Source organism: Geminicoccus sp. (genome assembly GCF_036263595.1).
Classification (GTDB): domain Bacteria; phylum Pseudomonadota; class Alphaproteobacteria; order Geminicoccales; family Geminicoccaceae; genus Geminicoccus.
The window spans coordinates 29,239-48,285 of sequence record NZ_DATAGQ010000154.1 but is presented as its reverse complement, the minus strand read 5'-3'; the positions used below and the strand labels follow the sequence as shown (position 1 = coordinate 48,285).

The following is a 19,047-nucleotide window of genomic DNA, read 5'->3' as shown; positions in this document are numbered from 1 at the left end:
TCGGTCGACGGCGGCTGGTGGATGCACTGACGAACCGCCATGACGGAAGCCGACCCCCACCAATTGCTCGACCAGGTCCGCACCTATGGCGCGCGCGGCGTCCATGGCCGGGTGGTCGAGACCATCGGCAGCAGGATCGTGACGGGCGCGCTGCGCGAGGGCGAGATGCTGCCCAGGGAGGCAGAGCTCATGGTCGAGCTGCAGACCTCGCGCACCTCGATCCGTGAGGGCGTGAAGGTCCTCTCCGCCAAGGGCCTGGTCGAGACCCGGCAAAAGCGCGGCACGCTGGTCCGGCCGCGTACCTCCTGGAACCTGCTCGACCCGGACGTGCTGGCCTGGGCGGTGGCGGGTGGACCTGATCCGGAGCTGACCCGCGAACTTACCGACCTTCGCCGCCTGATCGAGCCAGGAGCGGTCAGCATGGCCGCCCTTCGTCACGACGAGCCGCAGCTCGCGGCGGTGGCCCAGGCGCTCGAAGGCATGCGCGCCGGGCTGGGCGATCCTCCCGCCTATTATGCCGCCGATCTTGCCTTCCACCAGGCACTGTTCGCCGCCACCGGCAACCCGTTCGTGGACCGGCTGGGCGCCATCGTCGGCGCGGTCCTGGCCGTCAGCTTCGCCCTGCAGCGCCGCTCCCTGATCCCGATGGAGACGGGGCTCGTTCTGCACGAGGCGGTCTACGAGAAGGTCGCGGCCCGCGACGCGCTGGGTGCCGAGCGTGCAATGCTTGACATCATCGAAAGCGCCAAGGTCGAGCTGGACCGCTCGATCGGGGCAAAGGGGCAGCCGGGGAGCTCGCAGGAACCATGAATATCGAGAAGCTCGAGACCATCCGCATCCTCGAGTTTCCCAATCTCTGCTGGGTCCGCATCCATGGGTCGGACGGCCTGTACGGGCTGGGCGAGACCTTCATGACGGCGGCCTCGGTCGAGACCTACCTGCACGAGTACGTGGCGCCACGGATCCTGGGCCAGGACGCCCTCGCGATCGACCGTATCGCCCGCGACCTCTACGGCTATCTCGGCTTTCGCGGCTCCGGGGTCGAGACCCGCGCAGCCAGTGCTGTCGACATCGCGCTCCACGACCTGTGGGGGAAGGCGACCAACCAGCCGATCGTCCAGCTCCTGGGCGGCCGCACGCGGGATTCGATCCGGACCTACAATACCTGCGCCGGCTATCGCTACATCCGTGATGCCCGCCTGCAGAAGGTCGAGAACTGGGGTGTAGGCGGCACGCAAGGTCCCTACGAGGACCTGGATGCCTTCCTTAACCGCGCCGACGAGCTGGCCCTTTCCCTGCTGGAGGACGGAATCACTGGGATGAAGATCTGGCCGTTCGACCCGGCGGCCGAGGCCTCGCACGGCCACTACATCTCGCCATCCGACCTGAAGAGCGCGCTGCAACCCTTTGAGAAGATACGCAAAGCGGTCGATGATCGCATGGACATCATGGTCGAGTTCCACTCGCTCTGGGACTTGCCGACCGCCATCCGCATCGCCCGGGCGCTGGAGCCCTACGACACCTTCTGGCACGAGGACCCCATCAAGATGGACGCGCTCGGCGACCTGGAGGTCTATGCCAGGGCGTCGCGGACCCAGGTCTGTGCCTCCGAGACCCTGGCGTTCCGCCACAGCTTCCGCGAACTGCTGGAACGGCAGGCCACGGGCGTGGTGATGCTCGATCTGTCCTGGTGCGGCGGTGTCAGCGAGGCCAAGAAGATCTCCACCCTTGCCGAGGCCTATCATCGGCCCGTGGCGCCGCATGACTGTACGGGCCCGGTTGTCTGGGCCGCCTCTGTGCATCTTTCCCTCAATGCCCCGAACGCCCTGGTCCAGGAGTCCGTCCGTGCCTTCTACTCCGGTTGGTACAAGGAACTGGTCACGGCGCTGCCGATCGTTCACCGAGGCGAGGTGAGTCTCCCCGACGGCCCCGGCCTTGGCCTCGACCTCCTCCCGGACCGACTGCTGCGCGACGATGTGGTGCGTCGGGAAAGCGTGCCAGGATAGGACCATAGTCCGAGTAGTGGTAGGATCGGAGCGACGGGGCTTGGTGCCTCGCGGGAGCGCTGCCATGTCCGCCGCACGAACGAACCCAAACTCCACTGTGCGAAGAACTGCACGAACGAACCCAAGCGCTCGGGCGCTGCCGGCGCCGACAAGCGGTCGCGACCGCTTGCCCAGCCACGACCGCCAAACCAGTTTCACACCGACCAGCCATCAGTCGGAAGAAGCGGAACATGATCGGAGCCCGTCTCGCAGGCATCGTCGGACTCGTCTTCACGGCTGCCGCCGCGACACCAGCGTCGGCCGATGAGGTCGATCTCGAACTGGTGTTGGCCGCGGATGGCTCCGGCTCCATCGACGATGGCGAGATGCGGCTGCAGCGGGACGGCTATGCCGGGGCGCTCACCGATCCGGAGATCGTGTCGGCCATGACGTCCGGCGCGCACGGCAAGGTTGCCGTCATGTATTTCGAGTGGGGAGGTGCCGATTCGCAGGTGGTCATCGCGGACTGGACGGTGATCGACGGCCCGGACAGCGCGGCCCGATTTGCGGAGCGCCTGCTCACGGCACCGCGAGGTGCCATCGGCTGGAACTCGATCTCGAATGCGATCGCCTTCGGGCAGAAGGCCATTGCCGAGAACGCCCACCAGGGCATCCGCAAGGTGATCGACGTGTCCGCGGACAGCGGCAACTATGGCGGCCTGCCCCTGCATGTCGCCCGCGACGCTGCGATCGTCGACGACATCACCATCAACGGCCTGGCCGTTCTGTGCCGTACCTGCGACGGCCGTCCATCCCGCGGCGACCTGGAGAGCTACTTCGCGCAGCAGGTGATCGGCGGCTTCGGCGCCTTTGTGGTCACGGTCGATCAGACCACGAGCTTTCCTGAGGCGGTTAGGCGCAAGCTGCTCCTGGAAGTTGCCGGCCTGCCGCAACCGCCGCTCGCATCCCGTTGATTCGACAGGTGGGTCAGGCCGCGACCGCCTGCTCGAACGACAGGAGCATGGCGCGGATCATGTCCGCCGACGGCACGTGCGGCTTGAGCGCGTCCAGGTCGAAGCCAGTGCGGAGCAGGTTCGCGTGCTCGACCCAGCCCATGGCCCAGCTGGCAAAGGCGCGTGTCTCGATGGCGGTACGCTCGACCAGGATCAGTTGGTGGTGGCGGTCGTCCGCTTCGATCCTGGCAAAGATCGCCTCCACTGCTGCGGCAGGACCTTCGAGGATCTGCAGGAACGCGCCGTCATGAAAGGTCAGGACGCCCGAAATGCCGCAACCTGCATTGTTGCGCTGCGCGATCCCCAGCAACTCGGCTAGCGCAGGAACATCGAAATGACGTTTGGCAGTAGAAACATAGATGATGCGGAGCAAGCCCTCGGCCACGACAATATTCCACGCTGCATTGTTCAACACGAGACGGATGAACCAGCAAAATGGGAAAATCAAGCGATACGATCATCCGATCGGCTGAAATAGCTCGACTTGGTGCGGTACTCGCGGTGGCGTTGAGCCGCGCGCGACATCGCCAATGAAGCTGACCACGTCGAGCACTTGATCAGGGTCATAGGGCTTCGGAATCAGGCCCCAGGCCACGTGTCGGTTCTGGCGCGCCTTGGCGAGGCGCGCACTCGTGAACAGCACCGGTGTGCGGTAGCGATCGTGCAGGCAGCGGGCGATCTGGGCCCCGTCGTCCCCGGCCTTCAGGTCGAGGTCGATCAGGGCCATGTCCGGCTTGGTCCGCTCGATCAGGTCGAGCGCGCTCGCGACATTGTCCACCGGGCCCAGGACATGATGGCCGGCCAGCCGCAACGCCCACTCCAGCGCAAAAGCGATCAGACCTTCGTCCTCGGCAACCAGGATGACCACGACAAGACCCCAACGGATGAACGGGTTGGCAAGACAGACTTAGGAGCTACACGACTGAGCAACGCCTGGCGGTCGGGTCGGCTCCCCAATTGGTGCGTATCATGTTGCAGCGCTGTTACCCATTTACGCGGGGCTGCGGCGAGGCCGGTTGGCCGCACGACAGCTTGCCAAGACATGGGCGCTTGGATTACACAGTCCAAAGGAACAACACCAGCCGTCGGGAGGGTCTTGCATGACAGTGATGCGACTGTTCGTCGATCCCGACGGGCCGCGCCGCTAGGCCGAACGCCGCTCCCCGCGTAGTCGGGCGGGCCACCGTTCCGTTTCCCACCTGTTCGACCTGCGAGACCTGCTCGGTGAGCGTCTGCGTGGTCTGACGTCGACTTCCACTCCGGGAGCCGATGGCCGCCATCATGCGCGCCGTGCGGATCCCTTCGGATCCTGGTCATGATCAATAGCGCCCATCCGTTCCGCGCCGTCCTCCGGTTCGTGTACCGTCACTGGCTACGCCAGGGCGGCGGCGTGCTCCTCGTCGTGGCTGGCATCGTCGGCGCCACGCTCGCCGAAGTCCTGCTGCCGCTGTTTGCCGGCCGCCTCGTCGACGCCGTTGCGATGGTCGGCGAAATCGCCCGGGACGAAGCCGGCCGGCAGGCGCTCTGGGCGCTGGGTGCCATCGTCCTGCTCGGCCTCGTGACGCTCGGACTGCGTACCGGCGCGATCGTCGCGGTGATCGGCCTCACCCTCGACGTCATGAGCGCCATCGGCCGCGACGCCTTCTACCGCGTCCAGCGCTTCTCTTCCGATTGGCATGCCAGTCACTTCGCCGGCTCCACCGTGCGCAAGGTGAGCCGCGGCATGAACGCGATCGACGCCCTGCACGACACGCTCCTTCTCGCGCTGCTGCCATCATTGGTGGTGCTGGCGGGCTCCGCTGCCTTGCTTGGCTGGAAGTGGCCGCTCATGGGTCTGGTCGTGGCGCTGAGCGCCCTCGGCTATCTCGCCTTGACCGCGGGCCTCTCTCTCCTGTGGGTGGCACCGGCCGCCCGCCTGTCCAACAGCTGGGACACCCGCCTTGGCGGCGCCCTGGCCGACGCCGTCGGCGCCAATGCCGTGGTCAAGTCGTTCGGTGCCGAAGCGCGCGAGGATGAACTGCTCGGCCGGCTGATCACGCGCTGGCGCAAGCGCACGCGGCGCTTTTGGCTGCGCGGTACCGCGAGCGAAGCGGCGCAGGGTGGTGCGTTGCAGCTCCTGCGCGCTGCCGTGATCGGCATGGCGCTCTGGTTCTGGTGGCAGGGCCAGGCCACGCCCGGCGACGTCGCCTATGTCCTCACCATGTACCTCGTGGTGCAGGGCTACCTGCGCGACGTCGGCTATCACGTCCACGCCCTCCAGCGCTCGGTCAATGAGATGGAAGAGCTGGTCTCGATCCACGAGCAGCCGCTCGGCATCGATGATCATCCCCAGGCCAAGCCGATCCGTATCGCACATGGCGAGATCCGGTTCGACCACGTCCACTTCCACTATGGTCGCCACACCGTCCCGCTCTATCACGACCTGTCCGTGACCATCCGGGCCGGCCAGCGGGTTGGCCTGGTCGGCCGTTCGGGCTCTGGCAAGACCACCTTCGTGAAGCTGATCCAGCGACTGCACGACGTGAACGATGGGCGGATCCTGATCGACGGCCAGGAGATCACCCAAGCCAGCCAGACCTCGCTGCGTGCCCAGATTGCGGTGGTCCAGCAGGAGCCGATCCTATTCCACCGCTCCCTGTTCGAGAACATCGCCTATGCCCGGCAGAGCAGCGAGCGGCCGGTTGCCATGGCAGAGGTCGAGCAGGCGGCGCGTCTGGCCAACGCGCACGAGTTCATCACCCGCCTGCCCAAAGGCTACGCGACCACCGTGGGCGAGCGCGGCGTGAAGCTTTCCGGCGGGGAGCGACAGCGCGTAGCACTCGCCCGGGCCTTTTTCGCTGACGCACCAATCCTGATCCTGGACGAGGCGACCTCGAGCCTCGATTCAGAATCGGAAGCGCTCGTCCAGGAAGCGATGGAACGGTTGATGAAGGGCCGCACCTCGATCGTGATCGCCCATCGACTGTCGACGGTGCGAGCGGTTGATCGGATCCTGGTCTTCGACGGCGGCAGGATCGTGGAGGACGGCCCGCACGACCTGCTGCTACGCAAGGAGGACGGCATCTACCGCCGCCTGTTCGACCGGCAGGCCAGGGGGATGCTGGAAGCCGCGTAAGGGCTCAGAACGACGTCCTCGTCGGCGCCACCACCAGGTCCCGGATGCAGATTCCCTGCGGCAGCTTCCAGCAGTAGAGGACGATGTCGGCCAGTTGTTCCGGGCTCATGAAGTCGGGGTTGCCGAGCATTCGGCAGTACTCGTCGAAGCTGATGCCCATCGCCGCGTGGATATTGGTCCGGATATAGCCGGGCGCGATGTTGATGAACCGGATGCCGTGGCGCTGCTCGCTCTCCCGCAGGGACTCCGTCAGCGCCCGTACGGCGTGCTTGGTGGCGGTGTAGGTCACGGCCGCAGGTGATGTCTTGCGGTCGCTGATCGAGCTCATGTTGATGACTGTACCGGAACGCCGCGCCTGCATCCCGGCCAGTACCGCCTTCGTGCAGTTGAGGACCCCCTTCAGGTTCGTGTCGATCTCGCGGGCATAGCTGGCCGGATCGACGTCGCCGAATGCGCGCGCATCGGCCGTGCCGGCATTGTAGACCAGGCACTCGACCGGACCATGCCGTCCGGCTCCGTCCGCCATCGCAGCTGCCACGGCATCCGGATCCGCGACGTCCGCCACTGCATAGGTCGCCGGATGGTCGCGCAGTTCCGCAATCGGCTCCATGTGCCGTGCCAGCAGCAGGAGCGGATGTCCTTCGCGGGCGAAAGCCAGAGCGAGAGCCCGGCCGATGCCGGAGCTGGCTCCAGTGATCATCACGAGCGGTGGCGCCATGGTTCCTCCCTTCCGGTTGCCGGCTGCGATGTTAGTCGGTCGCGTAGAGGAGGCCCACTGCGGCAATGCGTTGGTTCTTTGTGGTGCAGCTGGAAGTAAGGACTGTGGTCCACCTGCCTGCAACAGGGGGCAGCAGCTGCAAGACGACGTGAATTGTGCGGTCCATCCCCGCCGGGTTTCGCGACCGGGAAGCGATCGGGCTGTTGACCAGCCGCCTCCCTGCGCTATCGGCAGGACCAGCGGGACGCAGCCGGATGCGGGGGAGTGGATGGTCGAGGAGTATGACTACATCGTTGCGGGTGGCGGCTCCTCGGCCTGCGTGGCAGCCACCAGGCTGGTGCGTGATCATGGCGCCCGGGTCCTGGTGCTGGAGCGTGGTCCTGCCAGGTACGCGTGGCTCATGCGCATGCCGGCTGGCTACATGAAGTATCTCTGGCGCACCGACTTCCTGGAGATGCACCACACTGCACCCCAGCCGCAGCTGAACGGCCGCGGTCCGATCGTGCCCCAGGCGAAGGTCCTGGGCGGTGGAAGCTCGGTCAATGCCATGGTGTATATGCGCGGCCAGGCCGACGACTATGACGGCTGGGACGCCTACCTTGGCAGGGGATCAGGCTGGTCCTATCGGGATTTGCTGCCGCATTTCAAGGCGTTGGAGAAAAACGCCAACTTCAACGACGAGTATCACGGCATCCATGGCCGCCTGCTTGTCTCCGACCCGGGCACGCTCTGCGATACCACGCGGCGTTATTTGCTGGCGGCTCAGGGGGCCGGGATCCCGTTCAACCCCGACTTCAACGGCGCGAAACAGGCAGGCGTGGGCGTCATGCAGCACACGATGGGTGTCGCCAAGAGCGGCAAGATCGAACGCTGCGATGCGGTGACCGCCTTTCTGTCGCAGGTGCTGGACGACGACCGGCTGACGGTGAAGACGGGTTCCACCGCGAGCCGCGTCCTGTTCGAGGGGCGGCGTGCGGTTGGTGTCGAGTACATGCGCAACGGCGCCACCTTCCAAGCCAGGGCCGCCCGCGAAGTGCTGGTGGCTAGCGGCACCTACAATACTGCCAAGCTCCTGATGCTGTCCGGCCTGGGGCCGGCCGATCACCTGCGCGAGCACGGAATTGCCGTGCACACGGACCTGCCGGGCGTCGGCCAGAACCTGCAAGACCATCACGAGGTTCCTGTCATCGCGCTGACCCGTACGCCGGGTGGCTACTATGGCGAGGACCGTGGCTGGCGGATGCTCCGCAATGGCCTGCAGTACCTCTTGTTCGGCACGGGCCCAGTCACCACCACCGGTATTGAGTCCTGCCTCTTCTATGATCCAGATGGCGGAGAACGCCCAACCGTCCAACTCTACTGTGGCCCAATCGTCCACGTCGACCGGGACATATCCGACGTCGACGATGGCGACGGAATCACGATCGCGTCCTGTCTTCTGCGCCCCAAGGCTCGCGGCACGGTCCGCTTGCGCTCGTCTGACCCGCGCGACCAGCCACGCGTCAATGCCAACTTCTTTGGTCATCCCGACGATCTGCGACTGACCCTTGCGTCGATGCGCTTTGCCCGAACGCTCCTGGCTACCGAACCGCTCGCGTCCAACATCTCAGGCGAGATACTGCCTGGCGCTGACAAGATGTCGGACGAGGAACTGGCTGTCTTCGCCGCCAAGACAGTCAAGACGAACTTCCACCCGGTAGGCACCGCTCGCATGGGACCAGACAGCGATCCGATGGCGGTGCTGGACGCTCGCATGCGCGTGCGCGGCGTTGATGGCCTCCGCGTGATTTGCTGCGCCTCGATCCCCTTCATCCCATCGGCCAACACCAATGCGATTGCGATGGTGTTGGGCAACCGCGCGGCCGAGATGGTGATGGAGAGAGAAAGCGGGCTAGCTGTGGCGGACGCGGCCTGAGGTCGTGTCCAGCAACGCAAAGCTCGAACTCCATCCGACATCGGATGAGTGCGTGCCACTGCTGATGCAATCGAGTCGTCAGCCTGAGAAGTTAAGCCGCTAAGAAGGAACCCAACTTGCCTCCGTCTTAATCCGGCACGCCATGCACGGTGACCGCCTCGAATATGGCCGCCCCCTTACGAAAAGCCTTGGCCGCAGCATAGGCGTCAGAGGTCCAGAAGGCTTCCAGCGCGGCACGTGACGGAAACTCGATCACCACGACGCGCCGCTCTTCGGCCGGTCCTTCCAGGGCGGTGACTTCACCACCTCGCACGATGAAGCGCCCGCCCGCTGCTGCCACGGCGGCGGGGGTGCGGGCGACATACTCCTTGTAGGCTTCGGGATCGGTCACGGTCACCCGGGCGATGAGATAGGCCTTGCTCACTTCACGGCTCCAAAGGTCAGGCCGCGCACGAGGTGCCGCTGCATCAGCCAGCCTAGCACCACGATCGGGCCGATCGCCAGGATCGAGGCTCCGGACATCTTGGCCCAGAACATGCCCTCCGCCGCCTTGAAGCTGGCGATGAAGACGGTGAGCGGAGCTGCATCGCTGGCGGTGAGCTGCAGGCTCCAGAAGCTCTCGTTCCAGCACAGGATGATCATCAGCAACGCAGTCGAAGCGATGCCGGGGATCGAGGCGGGCAGCAGGATGAAACGCAATTCCTCAAGAATGCCGGCGCCGTCGACCCGTGCCGCCTCCAGCATCTCGTGCGGGATCTCCTTGAAGTAGGTGTAGAGCATCCACACCGCGAGCGGCAGGTTCATGAGGAAGAAGATCAGGATCAGACCTAGGATCCGGTCGAGCAGGCCAAGCCACTGGAAGATCAGGTAGATCGGCATGATGACGCCGACGGCGGGCATCATCTTGGTGGAGATCATCCACAGCAACGTCCCGTTGGTGCGCTTGGAAGGGTAGAACGACATCTGGTAGGCGGCAGGAATGGCGAACAGGAGGCAGAGCGCCGTCGATCCCAGAGAAGCGATGATCGAGTTGGTGACGAACTTCGAGTAGGAGCCGCGCGAGAAGACGTCGTTCAGGGACGATAGGGTAGGCTCGAAGATGAAGACCGGCGGCATGGAAAACGCGTCGATCTCAGTCTTGAACGCCGTAAGCCCCATCCACAGGATCGGGAAGAACATCAACAGGGCCAGCCCGTGGCCCAGTATGGCGATGCCGAGGCCGCTGCGTCTCATCCGAACTTCTCCGGGTTCTGCATGTTGCGGGCGACCAGGCGGATCAGGAAGATCGCGACGATGTTGGCAAGGATGACGGCGAACAGGCCGCCGGCCGAGGCCGCGCCCACATTCCACTCAAGGAACGCGCGGGCATAGATGATGTAGGTGAGGGTGGTGCTGGCTTGGCCTGGCCCACCGCCCGTGGTCGTGAACACCTCGGCGAAGATCGAGAGAAAGAAGATGCTCTCGATCATGACGACGGCGGTGATCGCCCGCGACAGATGCGGCAGAATGATCGAGAAGAACATCTGGAAGGGGTTCGCGCCGTCCAGCCAAGCGGCTTCCTTCTGCTCCTCGGGCATCGACTGCAGAGCGGTCAGGAAGACCAGCATCGCGAACGGCGTCCACTGCCAGGTCACGATGATGATGATCGAGGTCATCGGCCAGTTCTGCAGCCAGTCGACAACGGGAAGCCCCAGGCTCGACGAGGCCCACGAGAGCAGCCCATAGACCGGGTGCATCAGCATGTTCTTCCAGACCAGCGCGGCTACCACCGGCATGACGAAGAACGGGGCCAGCGCCAGCAGTCGGGCGATGCTGCGTCCTGGGAAGTCGCGTTCCATGACGAGTGCCAGGATCACGCCCAGCACGACGGTGAAGAACAGGGAGGCGCCGACCAGGATCAGTGTCTTGACCAGCGAACCCCAGAACAGCGGGTCGTTGAGCAGGAGTTGGAAGTTGCGCAGGCCGACAAAGCCAAACCGCTCGGGATAAAGCACGTTGTAGCGGTGCAGCGAGAAATAGATCGTGAGGGCTAGCGGAACGATCATCCAGATCAGCAGGACGCCGACAGCCGGCGCCACCAGCAGAAACATGCTCAGGCGCTGCCGGGACCGCGTCGTCTTGGGAGGGGCCGGTGTCGCCAATCCAGCGCTCGCCGTACCGTCCAGACTGGCCGCCATTGTCAGGGTCCTTTTGTCGAGCGGAGGGTCCTGCCAGATGAGCCGAACGCCGCGCCCCGCTTTTCCGACGGAAGCGCGACGTTCGGCCTTACATCAGGTGTGGAAGCTCAATAGTAGCCGGCTTCCTGCATGATCCGGTCCGCAGCAGCCTGCGCGTTCTGCAGCGCCTCCTCTACCGAGGTCTGCCCAGCGAGCGCGCCAGCTACGGCCTTGCCGATCTCGGTGCCAACCGCCTGGAACTCCGGAATCGTCGCGAAGGTGATGCCGACATAGGGCACCGGCTTGGCCGTCGCCTTGGTTGGATCGGCAGTATTCATCGCATCCAGCGTCTTCTGGGCGAACGGCAGCTTGATGTACTCAGGCTCCGCATAGGTGCTCTTGCGGGTACCGGGCGGGACGGCGGCCCAGCCGTTCGCCTTGGCGACCGTCTGGATATAATCCTTGTTGGTCGCCCAGTAGACGAACTTCTTGGCCTCTTCCGCGTCGGGCGAGGTCGAGGGAATCGCGAGCGCCCAGGACCACAGCCAATGGTTGCCGTTCGGCACGGTGCCGATTGGCGCGTTCGCGAACGCCACCGTGTCGACGACCTTGGATTCGGCCGGGTTGAACATGTAGCCCGCTGCCGAGGTCGCATCGACCCAGGTGGCACAGTTGCCGGCCGCGAACAGCGTGCGGTTCTCCAGGTGGCCGTTGGTGGCGGCACCGGGCGGCCCGTACTTGTTCATCAGGTTCACGTAGAACGTGACTGCCTGGTTCCACTCCGGGGAAAGAAGGTCGGGCTTCCAGCTTTCGTCAAAGTAGCGGGCACCGAACGTGTTGGCGAGGCTGCCGACGATGGCCATGTTCTCGCCCCAGCCGGGCAGGCCACGCTGGCAGGTACCGTAAATCTTGTTGGCCGGATCGTGCAACTTCGCGGCCCACTCTTCGAGCTGCGCCCAGGTGGGCTGCTCGGGCATGGTGATCCCGGCTTTTTCGAACAGGTCCTTGCGGTAGAATAGGAAGCTGCTCTCTGCATAGAACGGAATGGCGTACAGCTTGTCATCGAGCGAGAGCGCGGTGCGCACCAGCGGGAACACGTCCTCGATATCGTAGTCAGCCGGGATGTTCTCGAACGGCGTCAGCCAGCCGAGCTTGCCCCAGATCGGGACCTCGTAGGTGCCGATGGTCAGGATGTCGTAGGCACCGGCCTTGGTCGCGATGTCGGTCGTGACCTTCGTGCGCAGTTCGTTCTCCGGCAGCACCACCCAGTCGAGCTTCACGCCGGGATTGGCCTTCTCGTACTCCCCGGACAGCTTCTGCATCACGATCATGTCAGGGTTGTTGACCGTCGCGATCGTGAGGCGCGTCTCCTGCGCCTGTGCAGCAGTGCCGAGCAACGCCGCAGCGAATGCTGCGCACAACATGCGAAGCTTCATCCTTGCCTCCCCTGATCCCACCGCTCTTCTTGTTCGGCGGTGGAACGTTTTAAATTGATTGCCGGACTATGCGACAATGGCTGCCAAATACAAGCCTCCGCTATGGCCGCGCGGGCCATAGCGGAGGCTCGAGGCTAGCCACGCTTGACGATGTAGATGCCGATGAGGACGGCGATGATCGTGCAGATCCAGAGCGGGATCCACTGCTCGACGAACCGCATCCAAAGAAGGTGGATGAGAATTCCGAACACGACGCCGATGAAGCCGCGGTCGAATGCGTTGGTCTTGATCGGCAGGAAGCCCTCGCGGGGCGATACTTTGTGAGTGACCGGCGCTCTCATAGGTTCACTCCTTGACCGCGCCGAAGGTGAGGCCGGCTACGATGTGACGCTGCACGAAACCCAGGAATACCAGCGCAGGCGCCAGCGTCAGCATGGACAGGGCTGCGAGCTCGCCCCAATTGGTCCCGGTTACGGTCACAAACTCGGCAAGGCCTGTGGTGATGGTGCGCGCCTCGACGGAGGTCAGGGTCGCCGCGAAGAGGTACTCGTTCCAGGCAAACATCCAGGTCAGGATCGCGGTGACAGCCAAGCCTGGTTTGGCCAGCGGGATGATGACCTTCGTGAGGACCTGGAAGGTGCTGGCGCCGTCGATCATGGCAGCCTCGTCCAGTTCCCTCGGGATGCCGTCCATGATCCCTTTCATCAGCCAGATCGCGAACGGCAGGTTGAACACACAATAAAGCAGAATCAGGCCGATCCTGGTGTCAAAAAGATAAAAGACCTGCGTGTACAGTAGGAACAGAGGCAGGAGAAATACCGCGGCTGGCGCCATGCGGTTCGTGATCAGCCAGAAGAAGAGGCTGTCTTCCGCCGCGAGCTTGTAGCGGGAGAGCGCGAAGGTCGCGAGCAGGGCCAGGATCGTCACGATCAGGCAGTTGGAGGTCGCAACGATGATCGAGTTCATCAGGTAGAAGCGGAACTCCTCGTTCTGGAGCACCTCGACATAGTTGCCCCAGTAGAACCCGTTCAGCATCAGCGACGGCCGGCCGAACAACTGCACGCGCGTTCTCATCGACACCACGAATAGCCACCAGATCGGCAGCAGCGTGATGACGGTCATCCCCGTCCAGACCAGGATGGGGACGATGATGCCTGTCTTCTTCATGACCCGCTCGGCTTCCTCGCGACGAGCGCGACATAGAGGAACCAGCACAACATGATCGTGAGGTACAAGGTGAGCAGCGACATCGCTGCGCCGTAGCCGTAATCCGTCTGCGGAAAGACGACGCGCCAGATGTGCAGGCCGATATAACGGGTGGCCGTGCCGGGGCCACCGCCCGTCAGCATCCAGACCTCGTCAACCGTACGCAGCGCATCCATGAGCCGGATGAAGATGGTGGTAAGCAGAACCGGCTTCAGCATCGGCAGCATGATGTGCCAGAAGATCTGCCAACGATTGGCTCCGTCGACCTGTGCCGATTCGAACGGTTCCTTCGGCATGGAGGACAGGCCGGCCAGCAAGGTCAGGGTGACCAGCGGCGTCCAGTGCCAGATGTCCATGACGACCGTGGTGATGAAAGCCTGATTCTCGAAGGAGCCCAAGCGAAAGTCGATGCCGAACCAGCGGGCCAGGTAGTAGGGGACAGGTCCCAGCCCCGGAACGGTGAGGAGCCGCCAGGCTGCCCCGACGGCAATGGGCGCTACCAGCAGCGGAAGCGTGTGGATCGTGCGGAACATCCCCTTGAGAGGAAAATCGCGCATGAACAGCTGTGCCAACAGGTAGCCGATGATCAACTCGCTGAGGACGACCCAGAAGGTGAACTGGAGCGTCAGGCTGATCGATCGCAGAAACTGGTCATCGAATACCAGCCGCCGGTAATTGTTGACGCCGGCCCATATGAGGCCCGGGTCCGCTGCGAATGGATTCCAGTCGAAGAAGCCGACGAAGCCGACATAGAGGAACGGCAGGAAGCCGAAGATCGCCAGCACCGCAATGGTCGGCGCCAGGAACAACCAGCCAGTGACCTGAGAGCGCAAGGAACGTTCCGATCAAGGACGATGTCGACAAAGCGGACTTGGTCCGGATCCTGGTGATCCGGACCAGGCCGAAGGCTCAGGCCTTACGATAGCCCAGGCGGGTCAGCTCTTCCTCGGCCCGAGCGGCCGCTTGGTCGAGCGCCTGATCCGGAGTCAGCTTGCCGGTGATCGCGTCATAGAAGTAGGGCGCGATCGCCTCACGCAGCTGGCCATGGAACGGGAAGTTCGGCGCACCACCGAAGAGGTGACCCTTGTCGCGCATCAGCGAGTAGTAGCCGTTGGTCTTGGTGTCCTGCTCCTGAACGCGCGGATCATCGTAGGTTGCCTTGTGCGTCACACGCGCTGCGTTCACCGCCCAGTCGGTCTGCACCGAGGCCTGACTGTAGTACTGCAGCCAGAGCAGAGCCGCTTCCTTGTTCTTGGAGGAATGCGGAATGCCATAGGCGCCACCGTCATAGTAGCCGATATAGCCATTGCCGGACTCGGCCTCTTCCAGGACGCCCGGCTCCAGCGGTGGCAGCGCCACGCCGACCTTGCCCACCACCGTCGACTTGTTCTCGTCAGTGGCGATCCACGCCGCGTTCTCGCCATAGACCAGCGCCTGCGCGGCACGGCCCGCGGAGAAAGATGCGGCCACCTCGTCCCAAGTCGAAGAGGTCGATTCCGGCGGCGCATACTGCAGATTACCGATCCACCAAGTCAGCGCGGCCTTGGCCTTGTCGCTGTTCATGGTGCCGCCATTCGCGACGGTCGCGGCCCAGGTCTCGGTGTTCAGGCCCCAGTTGTAGACGCCGAAGGTCGGCGCGATCGACTCGACGAACTCGTAGAAGGAGGCGGGATGACCGGAACTGGCCTGTACCGTGGTGCCCCACAGCTCAAGATCATTGTCCTGGCCGTACTGGGTAAAGAACTCCGCGATCTCGCGATACTGCTTGTGATCGGTGGCCGGAGCAAGGTCCCAGCCATACTTGGCCTTGAATGCTTCCTTGACTGCCGCATCGGCAAACAGGTCGGCTCGGTAGAGGTACGGCTTGATGAACGCTTCCATCGGCACGCCGAACAGGTCGCCGTCCTTGCCCTTGAAGTACTCGATGAAGGTCGTGAACTCTTCCATGTTGAAGGTCGGCGCGGCAAGATCCGGCTTGTCCTTCAACGTCTGCGTGATGTTGACCAGGAAGTCGCGCGACAGGTACGAATAGATGATGTCCTGCTCGATGTAGACGAAGTCATAGATGCCGGAGCCGGCCTCCATGTCCTTGATCGCCTTGTCGTACATCTGGTCCCAGGATGTCGTCTCGAACTGAATCTCGATCCCGGTCTTCTCCGTGAATTCCTTCGCGATGACGTCCTTCGCCCAGTTCGAGGACGGTGTGCTTTCGGAGACGCCGCGTAGCGTAATGCCCTTGTAGGGCTCGCCGGCTTTCGCCCAGAAGGCATCGTCGGCGAATGCTGGCATGCGCGTTGTAGCGAGCAAGGCAGCCGCTGCCGAAGCAGTCAGAAGAACGCGTCTTTTCATGAACCCCCCTAGAATGACCCGCAACCATCGAGCGGGCGCCTCCAGTAACAGTGGCCGGACGTTCGCTCAACCGCAACAAGGGGGTCAAGCGGTTTCAAGTGGCAGGTGTGGGCAGCCTGTCGTCGCCTGCCCGGGAGAAGCCCTTGATGAATCAGCAGTTCCTGAAGGAGAAGGGCAGGTTTCCAGCTCCTCTGGGGTTCAAGGGTGATCCTGCGTGGCCCCACTCCACAACGCCCTCGTGCCGAACGACCCGTTGCCAACCAGCTGTCACCCCTCGTATCTCCGTGCATGTGGGGAGTGCTGGCAGCTCGATGAAACGTTCTTCGGCGGTCGAGAGATCCGCGACGGAAGAACCCTGGCTCCGGCCGGTCAGAGGTCTCTGCCGCAGCACGGGATCTTGCCGAGAAGAAGAGGTGACGATGTACAAAGCGCTGTTCGACCTGAGCGATCGGGTCGCGGTGGTAACGGGCGGGGGTCGCAATATCGGCCTACAGACCGCGATGGCCTTGGCGGAGTTCGGCGCAAAGGTCGTGATCGCCGAGATCGACCCGAACGTGGGCGCAGAAGGCTTGGCGGCGCTGCAGGCCAAGGGATACGAGGCGGAACTCCACCAACTGGACGTAACCGATAGCAAGGCCGTGACGGCCTGTGCCGATGCGGTTGTCCAGAAGTACGGACGCGTGGACATCGCGGTGGCCAACGCCGGTATCGCCCTCAACTCCCCGGGCGAGCTCATGTCCGATGAGCAGTGGCACAAGGTGGTCGACATCAACCTGAACGGCGTCTTCTACACCAATCGCGCGTTCGGCAAGTACATGCTCGACGCCGGAAAAGGCTCGATCGTCAACATCGGCTCGATGAGCGGCATTATCTCGAACTATCCCCAACCGCAGGTGCACTACAATGCTGCCAAAGCGGGTGTGCACCACCTGACCAAGTCGCTGGCGGGCGAGTGGGCCAAGCGGGGCGTGCGGGTCAATGCGGTAGCGCCGACTTACATCGAGACAGCGATGACCAAGCCAGGAATGGACAAGGCCGACTGGTACAAGATCTGGATGGATATGACCCCGATGGGACGGGTGGGCCAGCCGCCGGAGATCGCAGCTTGCGTCCTTTTCCTGGCGAGCGACGCATCATCCCTGGTGACCGGCCACGTCCTGGTCGCGGATGCTGGTTATACGGTATGGTGAGACCGACGAGCGCCCCACGCAGCACGTAGCATACATGGCCGCCGGCGAGATGGTGCCGAACAACTCCTGACCCATCTCGCCGGAAGCCAAGGCTCAGGTGCGGACCCTTGGGTGAGGCACGATATGCAGGCTCCAGGCATCGTCCGCTCGCAGGATCTACTTTGAGAGCTGGTGGCCTTCTCGGCCCGATGCAGCTCCACTGCCTGCGAGCTGATAGGCTCCATTTCTCCCGCCAGAAGGGAAGTCTCGCTGTTCCGGTTTGGTGCTACTCCGCTCAGCGGCAGCGGCGCACAGCCTAGCTTGCCCTGGGGAGGATGTTCCTCCGCCCGTTGACGAACCGTGTCGCCGCTGGTTCCTTTTCCGGCAGCACATCGACGCGCCATGGCCGAGAGTGGCCGCCAGGCCGCAAGCGCCGACGGGATCTCCGGTTTTGCTGTTCAATTCCTTCATCTTCATCTTCGGCTTCATGCCGGTGGTGCTGCTGGCCTACTATCTGCTGGGCCACTTCCTGCCGAAGCGGTGGGCGCTGATCTGGTTGGGGGTGGCGTCCCTGATCTTCTATGGCTGGGGTGACTCCGAGCACCTGCCCCTCCTGCTGGGTTCGATCATATTCAACTTTGTCGTGGGTACGCTCATCTCGCGTCGGGCGGGCCTCGGCCTGAGCAGCGGTCGGCTGCTGGCGTTCGGCGTCGGCGTGGACGTGCTCTTGCTCGCCTGGTTCAAGTACGCGGACTTCGTCCTGGCGAACGTCGCGCTAGCAACTGGCATCCCGATTCCCCTGCCAGACATCTCGCTGCCGGTGGGCATCTCCTTCTTCACCTTCACCCAGATCGCCTACCTGACGGACTGCTGGCGCGGCGAGACCAGGAGCTACCGTCCGCACGAGTACTTTCTGTTCGTCACCTACTTTCCCCATCTGATCGCCGGACCGATCCTGTTGCACAAGGATGTGATCCCGCAGTTCTGGAAGGACCGCCCGTTCCGGTTCGAACTGACCCGCCTACTGGTAGGCCTCGCCATTTTCGGGATCGGCCTCTTCAAGAAGGTCGTGCTGGCCGATGGCGTGGCGCCCTACGCGGACACGTTGTTCGGCGGTGTCGCGAATGGATCCTCCCCCGATGCCGTCAGCGCTTGGCTGGGTGCTCTTGCCTACACCGCTCAGCTCTATTTCGACTTCAGCGGCTATTCGGACATGGCAGTCGGCCTGTCCCACATGATCGGGTTTCGCCTGCCCGTGAACTTCTGGTCGCCTTACAAGGCCGGCTCGGTGATCGAGTTCTGGCGCCGGTGGCACATCTCGCTGTCGCGGTTTCTGGCGGACCACATCTACAAGCCTCTTGGCGGCAACCGTGCCGGTGCCCGTCGCCGCTACGTCAACCTGATGATCACCATGCTGATCGGCGGCCTCTGGCACGGGGCAGGGTGGACGTTTGTTGCCTGGGGCGCGCTTCACGGATTCTATCTTGTCGTGAACCACTTCTGGCGTGGCCTCGTCACCGGCAGCCCACTGGAGCGCATTCTCCGGATGCGTTGGGCCGTTATACTCTCCACACTGTTCACGTTCGTTCTGATCGTGATCGGCTGGGTCATCTTCCGTGCTTCCAGCCTCGATGTTGCCGGGACCATCCTGCAAGCAATGGCCGGCCTTGGCGGCAGCGACAAGCTCTTCACGACTGTCGGGCAGACCTGGCTACATCTTCTGGTGCTGCTGGCGATTCTCTTCGCGGCGCCTAACACTTTTCAGATCATGCGGCGCTATGCGCCCTACCGTTTCGAGGGTCGCACGGGGACGATGGGTGGAATTGGCGGGGGAGGCCGCTCGGCCGGAACCTTGCGCTTCGGCTGGCGGCTCACCCCGGGCTGGGCGGTGGCGACCGCGTTCATCCTGCTGTTTGCTGTCCTGTCGATGGCCACGAGCGCGCCGTCCCCGTTTCTCTACTTCCAGTTCTGACGATGGCCCGAAC

The 19,047-nt window shown here is 63.7% G+C and carries 18 protein-coding genes; 7 read left to right on the top strand and 11 right to left on the bottom strand.

Annotation, left to right across the window (positions count from 1 at the left end; genetic code table 11):
- Window positions 1-39 precede the first annotated feature (39 nt).
- The 3 genes from VHL31_RS16930 to VHL31_RS16920 all read left to right on the top strand — a co-directional run bounded on the left by VHL31_RS16930 (window position 40) and on the right by VHL31_RS16920 (window position 2,959).
- Window positions 40-810, top strand: a complete 771-nt coding sequence (locus VHL31_RS16930; RefSeq protein WP_329662414.1) for a FadR/GntR family transcriptional regulator — start codon at window positions 40-42, stop codon at window positions 808-810.
- Complete coding sequence (locus VHL31_RS16925; RefSeq protein WP_329662413.1) at window positions 807-2,006, top strand: mandelate racemase/muconate lactonizing enzyme family protein; 1,200 nt, start codon at window positions 807-809, stop codon at window positions 2,004-2,006. Before VHL31_RS16930 ends, VHL31_RS16925 begins: the two co-directional genes overlap by 4 nt.
- Before the next feature lie 230 nt (window positions 2,007-2,236).
- A complete protein-coding gene (locus tag VHL31_RS16920) occupies window positions 2,237-2,959 on the top strand; it encodes a DUF1194 domain-containing protein (RefSeq protein WP_329662412.1) in 723 nt (240 codons plus the stop codon).
- 13 nt (window positions 2,960-2,972) lie between these two features.
- On the opposite strand, the gene VHL31_RS16915 is transcribed toward VHL31_RS16920, so the two are convergent.
- Together VHL31_RS16915 and VHL31_RS16910 are read right to left on the bottom strand one after the other, a co-directional pair.
- Window positions 2,973-3,383 (bottom strand): BLUF domain-containing protein, encoded by a 411-nt coding sequence (locus tag VHL31_RS16915; protein ID WP_329662411.1) that lies wholly within the window; start codon window positions 3,381-3,383, stop codon window positions 2,973-2,975.
- A 72-nt stretch (window positions 3,384-3,455) separates the two neighbouring features.
- Window positions 3,456-3,866, bottom strand: coding sequence for a response regulator (locus VHL31_RS16910; protein WP_329662410.1), 411 nt, complete (start codon window positions 3,864-3,866; stop codon window positions 3,456-3,458).
- 447 nt (window positions 3,867-4,313) lie between these two features.
- Here VHL31_RS16910 and VHL31_RS16905 point away from each other — a divergent pair, with 447 nt between their 5' ends.
- The gene (locus VHL31_RS16905) at window positions 4,314-6,113 is read left to right on the top strand and encodes an ABC transporter ATP-binding protein (RefSeq protein WP_329662409.1); all 1,800 of its coding nucleotides are present in this window, start codon (window positions 4,314-4,316) and stop codon (window positions 6,111-6,113) included.
- A gap of 4 nt (window positions 6,114-6,117) precedes the next feature.
- Here VHL31_RS16905 and VHL31_RS16900 read toward each other — a convergent pair whose 3' ends face one another.
- Window positions 6,118-6,831 carry an SDR family oxidoreductase gene (locus tag VHL31_RS16900; RefSeq protein WP_329662408.1) on the bottom strand — a complete coding sequence of 238 codons (714 nt, stop codon included), beginning with the start codon at window positions 6,829-6,831 and terminating at the stop codon, window positions 6,118-6,120.
- Window positions 6,832-7,099: 268 nt separating this feature from the next.
- On the opposite strand from VHL31_RS16900, the gene VHL31_RS16895 reads away from it, so the two are divergent.
- Window positions 7,100-8,746 (top strand): GMC family oxidoreductase, encoded by a 1,647-nt coding sequence (locus VHL31_RS16895; RefSeq protein WP_329662407.1) that lies wholly within the window; start codon window positions 7,100-7,102, stop codon window positions 8,744-8,746.
- Window positions 8,747-8,873: 127 nt separating this feature from the next.
- Here VHL31_RS16895 and VHL31_RS16890 read toward each other — a convergent pair whose 3' ends face one another.
- From VHL31_RS16890 to VHL31_RS16855, 8 genes are all read right to left on the bottom strand, one after another.
- A complete protein-coding gene (locus VHL31_RS16890; RefSeq protein WP_329662406.1) occupies window positions 8,874-9,170 on the bottom strand; it encodes a DUF1330 domain-containing protein in 297 nt (98 codons plus the stop codon).
- The gene (locus VHL31_RS16885) at window positions 9,167-9,979 is read right to left on the bottom strand and encodes a carbohydrate ABC transporter permease (RefSeq protein WP_329662405.1); all 813 of its coding nucleotides are present in this window, start codon (window positions 9,977-9,979) and stop codon (window positions 9,167-9,169) included. The genes VHL31_RS16890 and VHL31_RS16885 overlap by 4 nt, the downstream gene beginning before the upstream one ends.
- Complete coding sequence (locus VHL31_RS16880) at window positions 9,976-10,923, bottom strand: sugar ABC transporter permease (protein ID WP_329662404.1); 948 nt, start codon at window positions 10,921-10,923, stop codon at window positions 9,976-9,978. The genes VHL31_RS16885 and VHL31_RS16880 overlap by 4 nt, the downstream gene beginning before the upstream one ends.
- Before the next feature lie 107 nt (window positions 10,924-11,030).
- Window positions 11,031-12,338, bottom strand: a complete 1,308-nt coding sequence (locus VHL31_RS16875; RefSeq protein ID WP_329662403.1) for a sugar ABC transporter substrate-binding protein — start codon at window positions 12,336-12,338, stop codon at window positions 11,031-11,033.
- 134 nt (window positions 12,339-12,472) lie between these two features.
- Window positions 12,473-12,679 carry a DUF2160 family membrane protein gene (locus tag VHL31_RS16870; RefSeq protein ID WP_329662402.1) on the bottom strand — a complete coding sequence of 69 codons (207 nt, stop codon included), beginning with the start codon at window positions 12,677-12,679 and terminating at the stop codon, window positions 12,473-12,475.
- Between the two features lie 4 nt (window positions 12,680-12,683).
- Window positions 12,684-13,505 carry a carbohydrate ABC transporter permease gene (locus VHL31_RS16865; RefSeq protein WP_329662401.1) on the bottom strand — a complete coding sequence of 274 codons (822 nt, stop codon included), beginning with the start codon at window positions 13,503-13,505 and terminating at the stop codon, window positions 12,684-12,686.
- Entirely contained in the window at window positions 13,502-14,377 is an 876-nt protein-coding gene (locus tag VHL31_RS16860) for a sugar ABC transporter permease (protein ID WP_329662400.1), read from the bottom strand. Before VHL31_RS16860 ends, VHL31_RS16865 begins: the two co-directional genes overlap by 4 nt.
- 76 nt (window positions 14,378-14,453) lie before the next feature.
- Window positions 14,454-15,893, bottom strand: a complete 1,440-nt coding sequence (locus VHL31_RS16855; RefSeq protein ID WP_349262468.1) for an extracellular solute-binding protein — start codon at window positions 15,891-15,893, stop codon at window positions 14,454-14,456.
- Between the two features lie 419 nt (window positions 15,894-16,312).
- Between VHL31_RS16855 and VHL31_RS16850 the strand changes: the two genes are divergently transcribed.
- Both VHL31_RS16850 and VHL31_RS16845 read left to right on the top strand, forming a co-directional pair.
- On the top strand, window positions 16,313-17,083 hold the full coding sequence (locus VHL31_RS16850; protein ID WP_329662398.1) for an SDR family NAD(P)-dependent oxidoreductase: 771 nt from the start codon (window positions 16,313-16,315) through the stop codon (window positions 17,081-17,083).
- Window positions 17,084-17,513: 430 nt separating this feature from the next.
- Window positions 17,514-19,034 carry an MBOAT family O-acyltransferase gene (locus tag VHL31_RS16845; RefSeq protein ID WP_329662397.1) on the top strand — a complete coding sequence of 507 codons (1,521 nt, stop codon included), beginning with the start codon at window positions 17,514-17,516 and terminating at the stop codon, window positions 19,032-19,034.
- Window positions 19,035-19,047 lie beyond the last annotated feature (13 nt).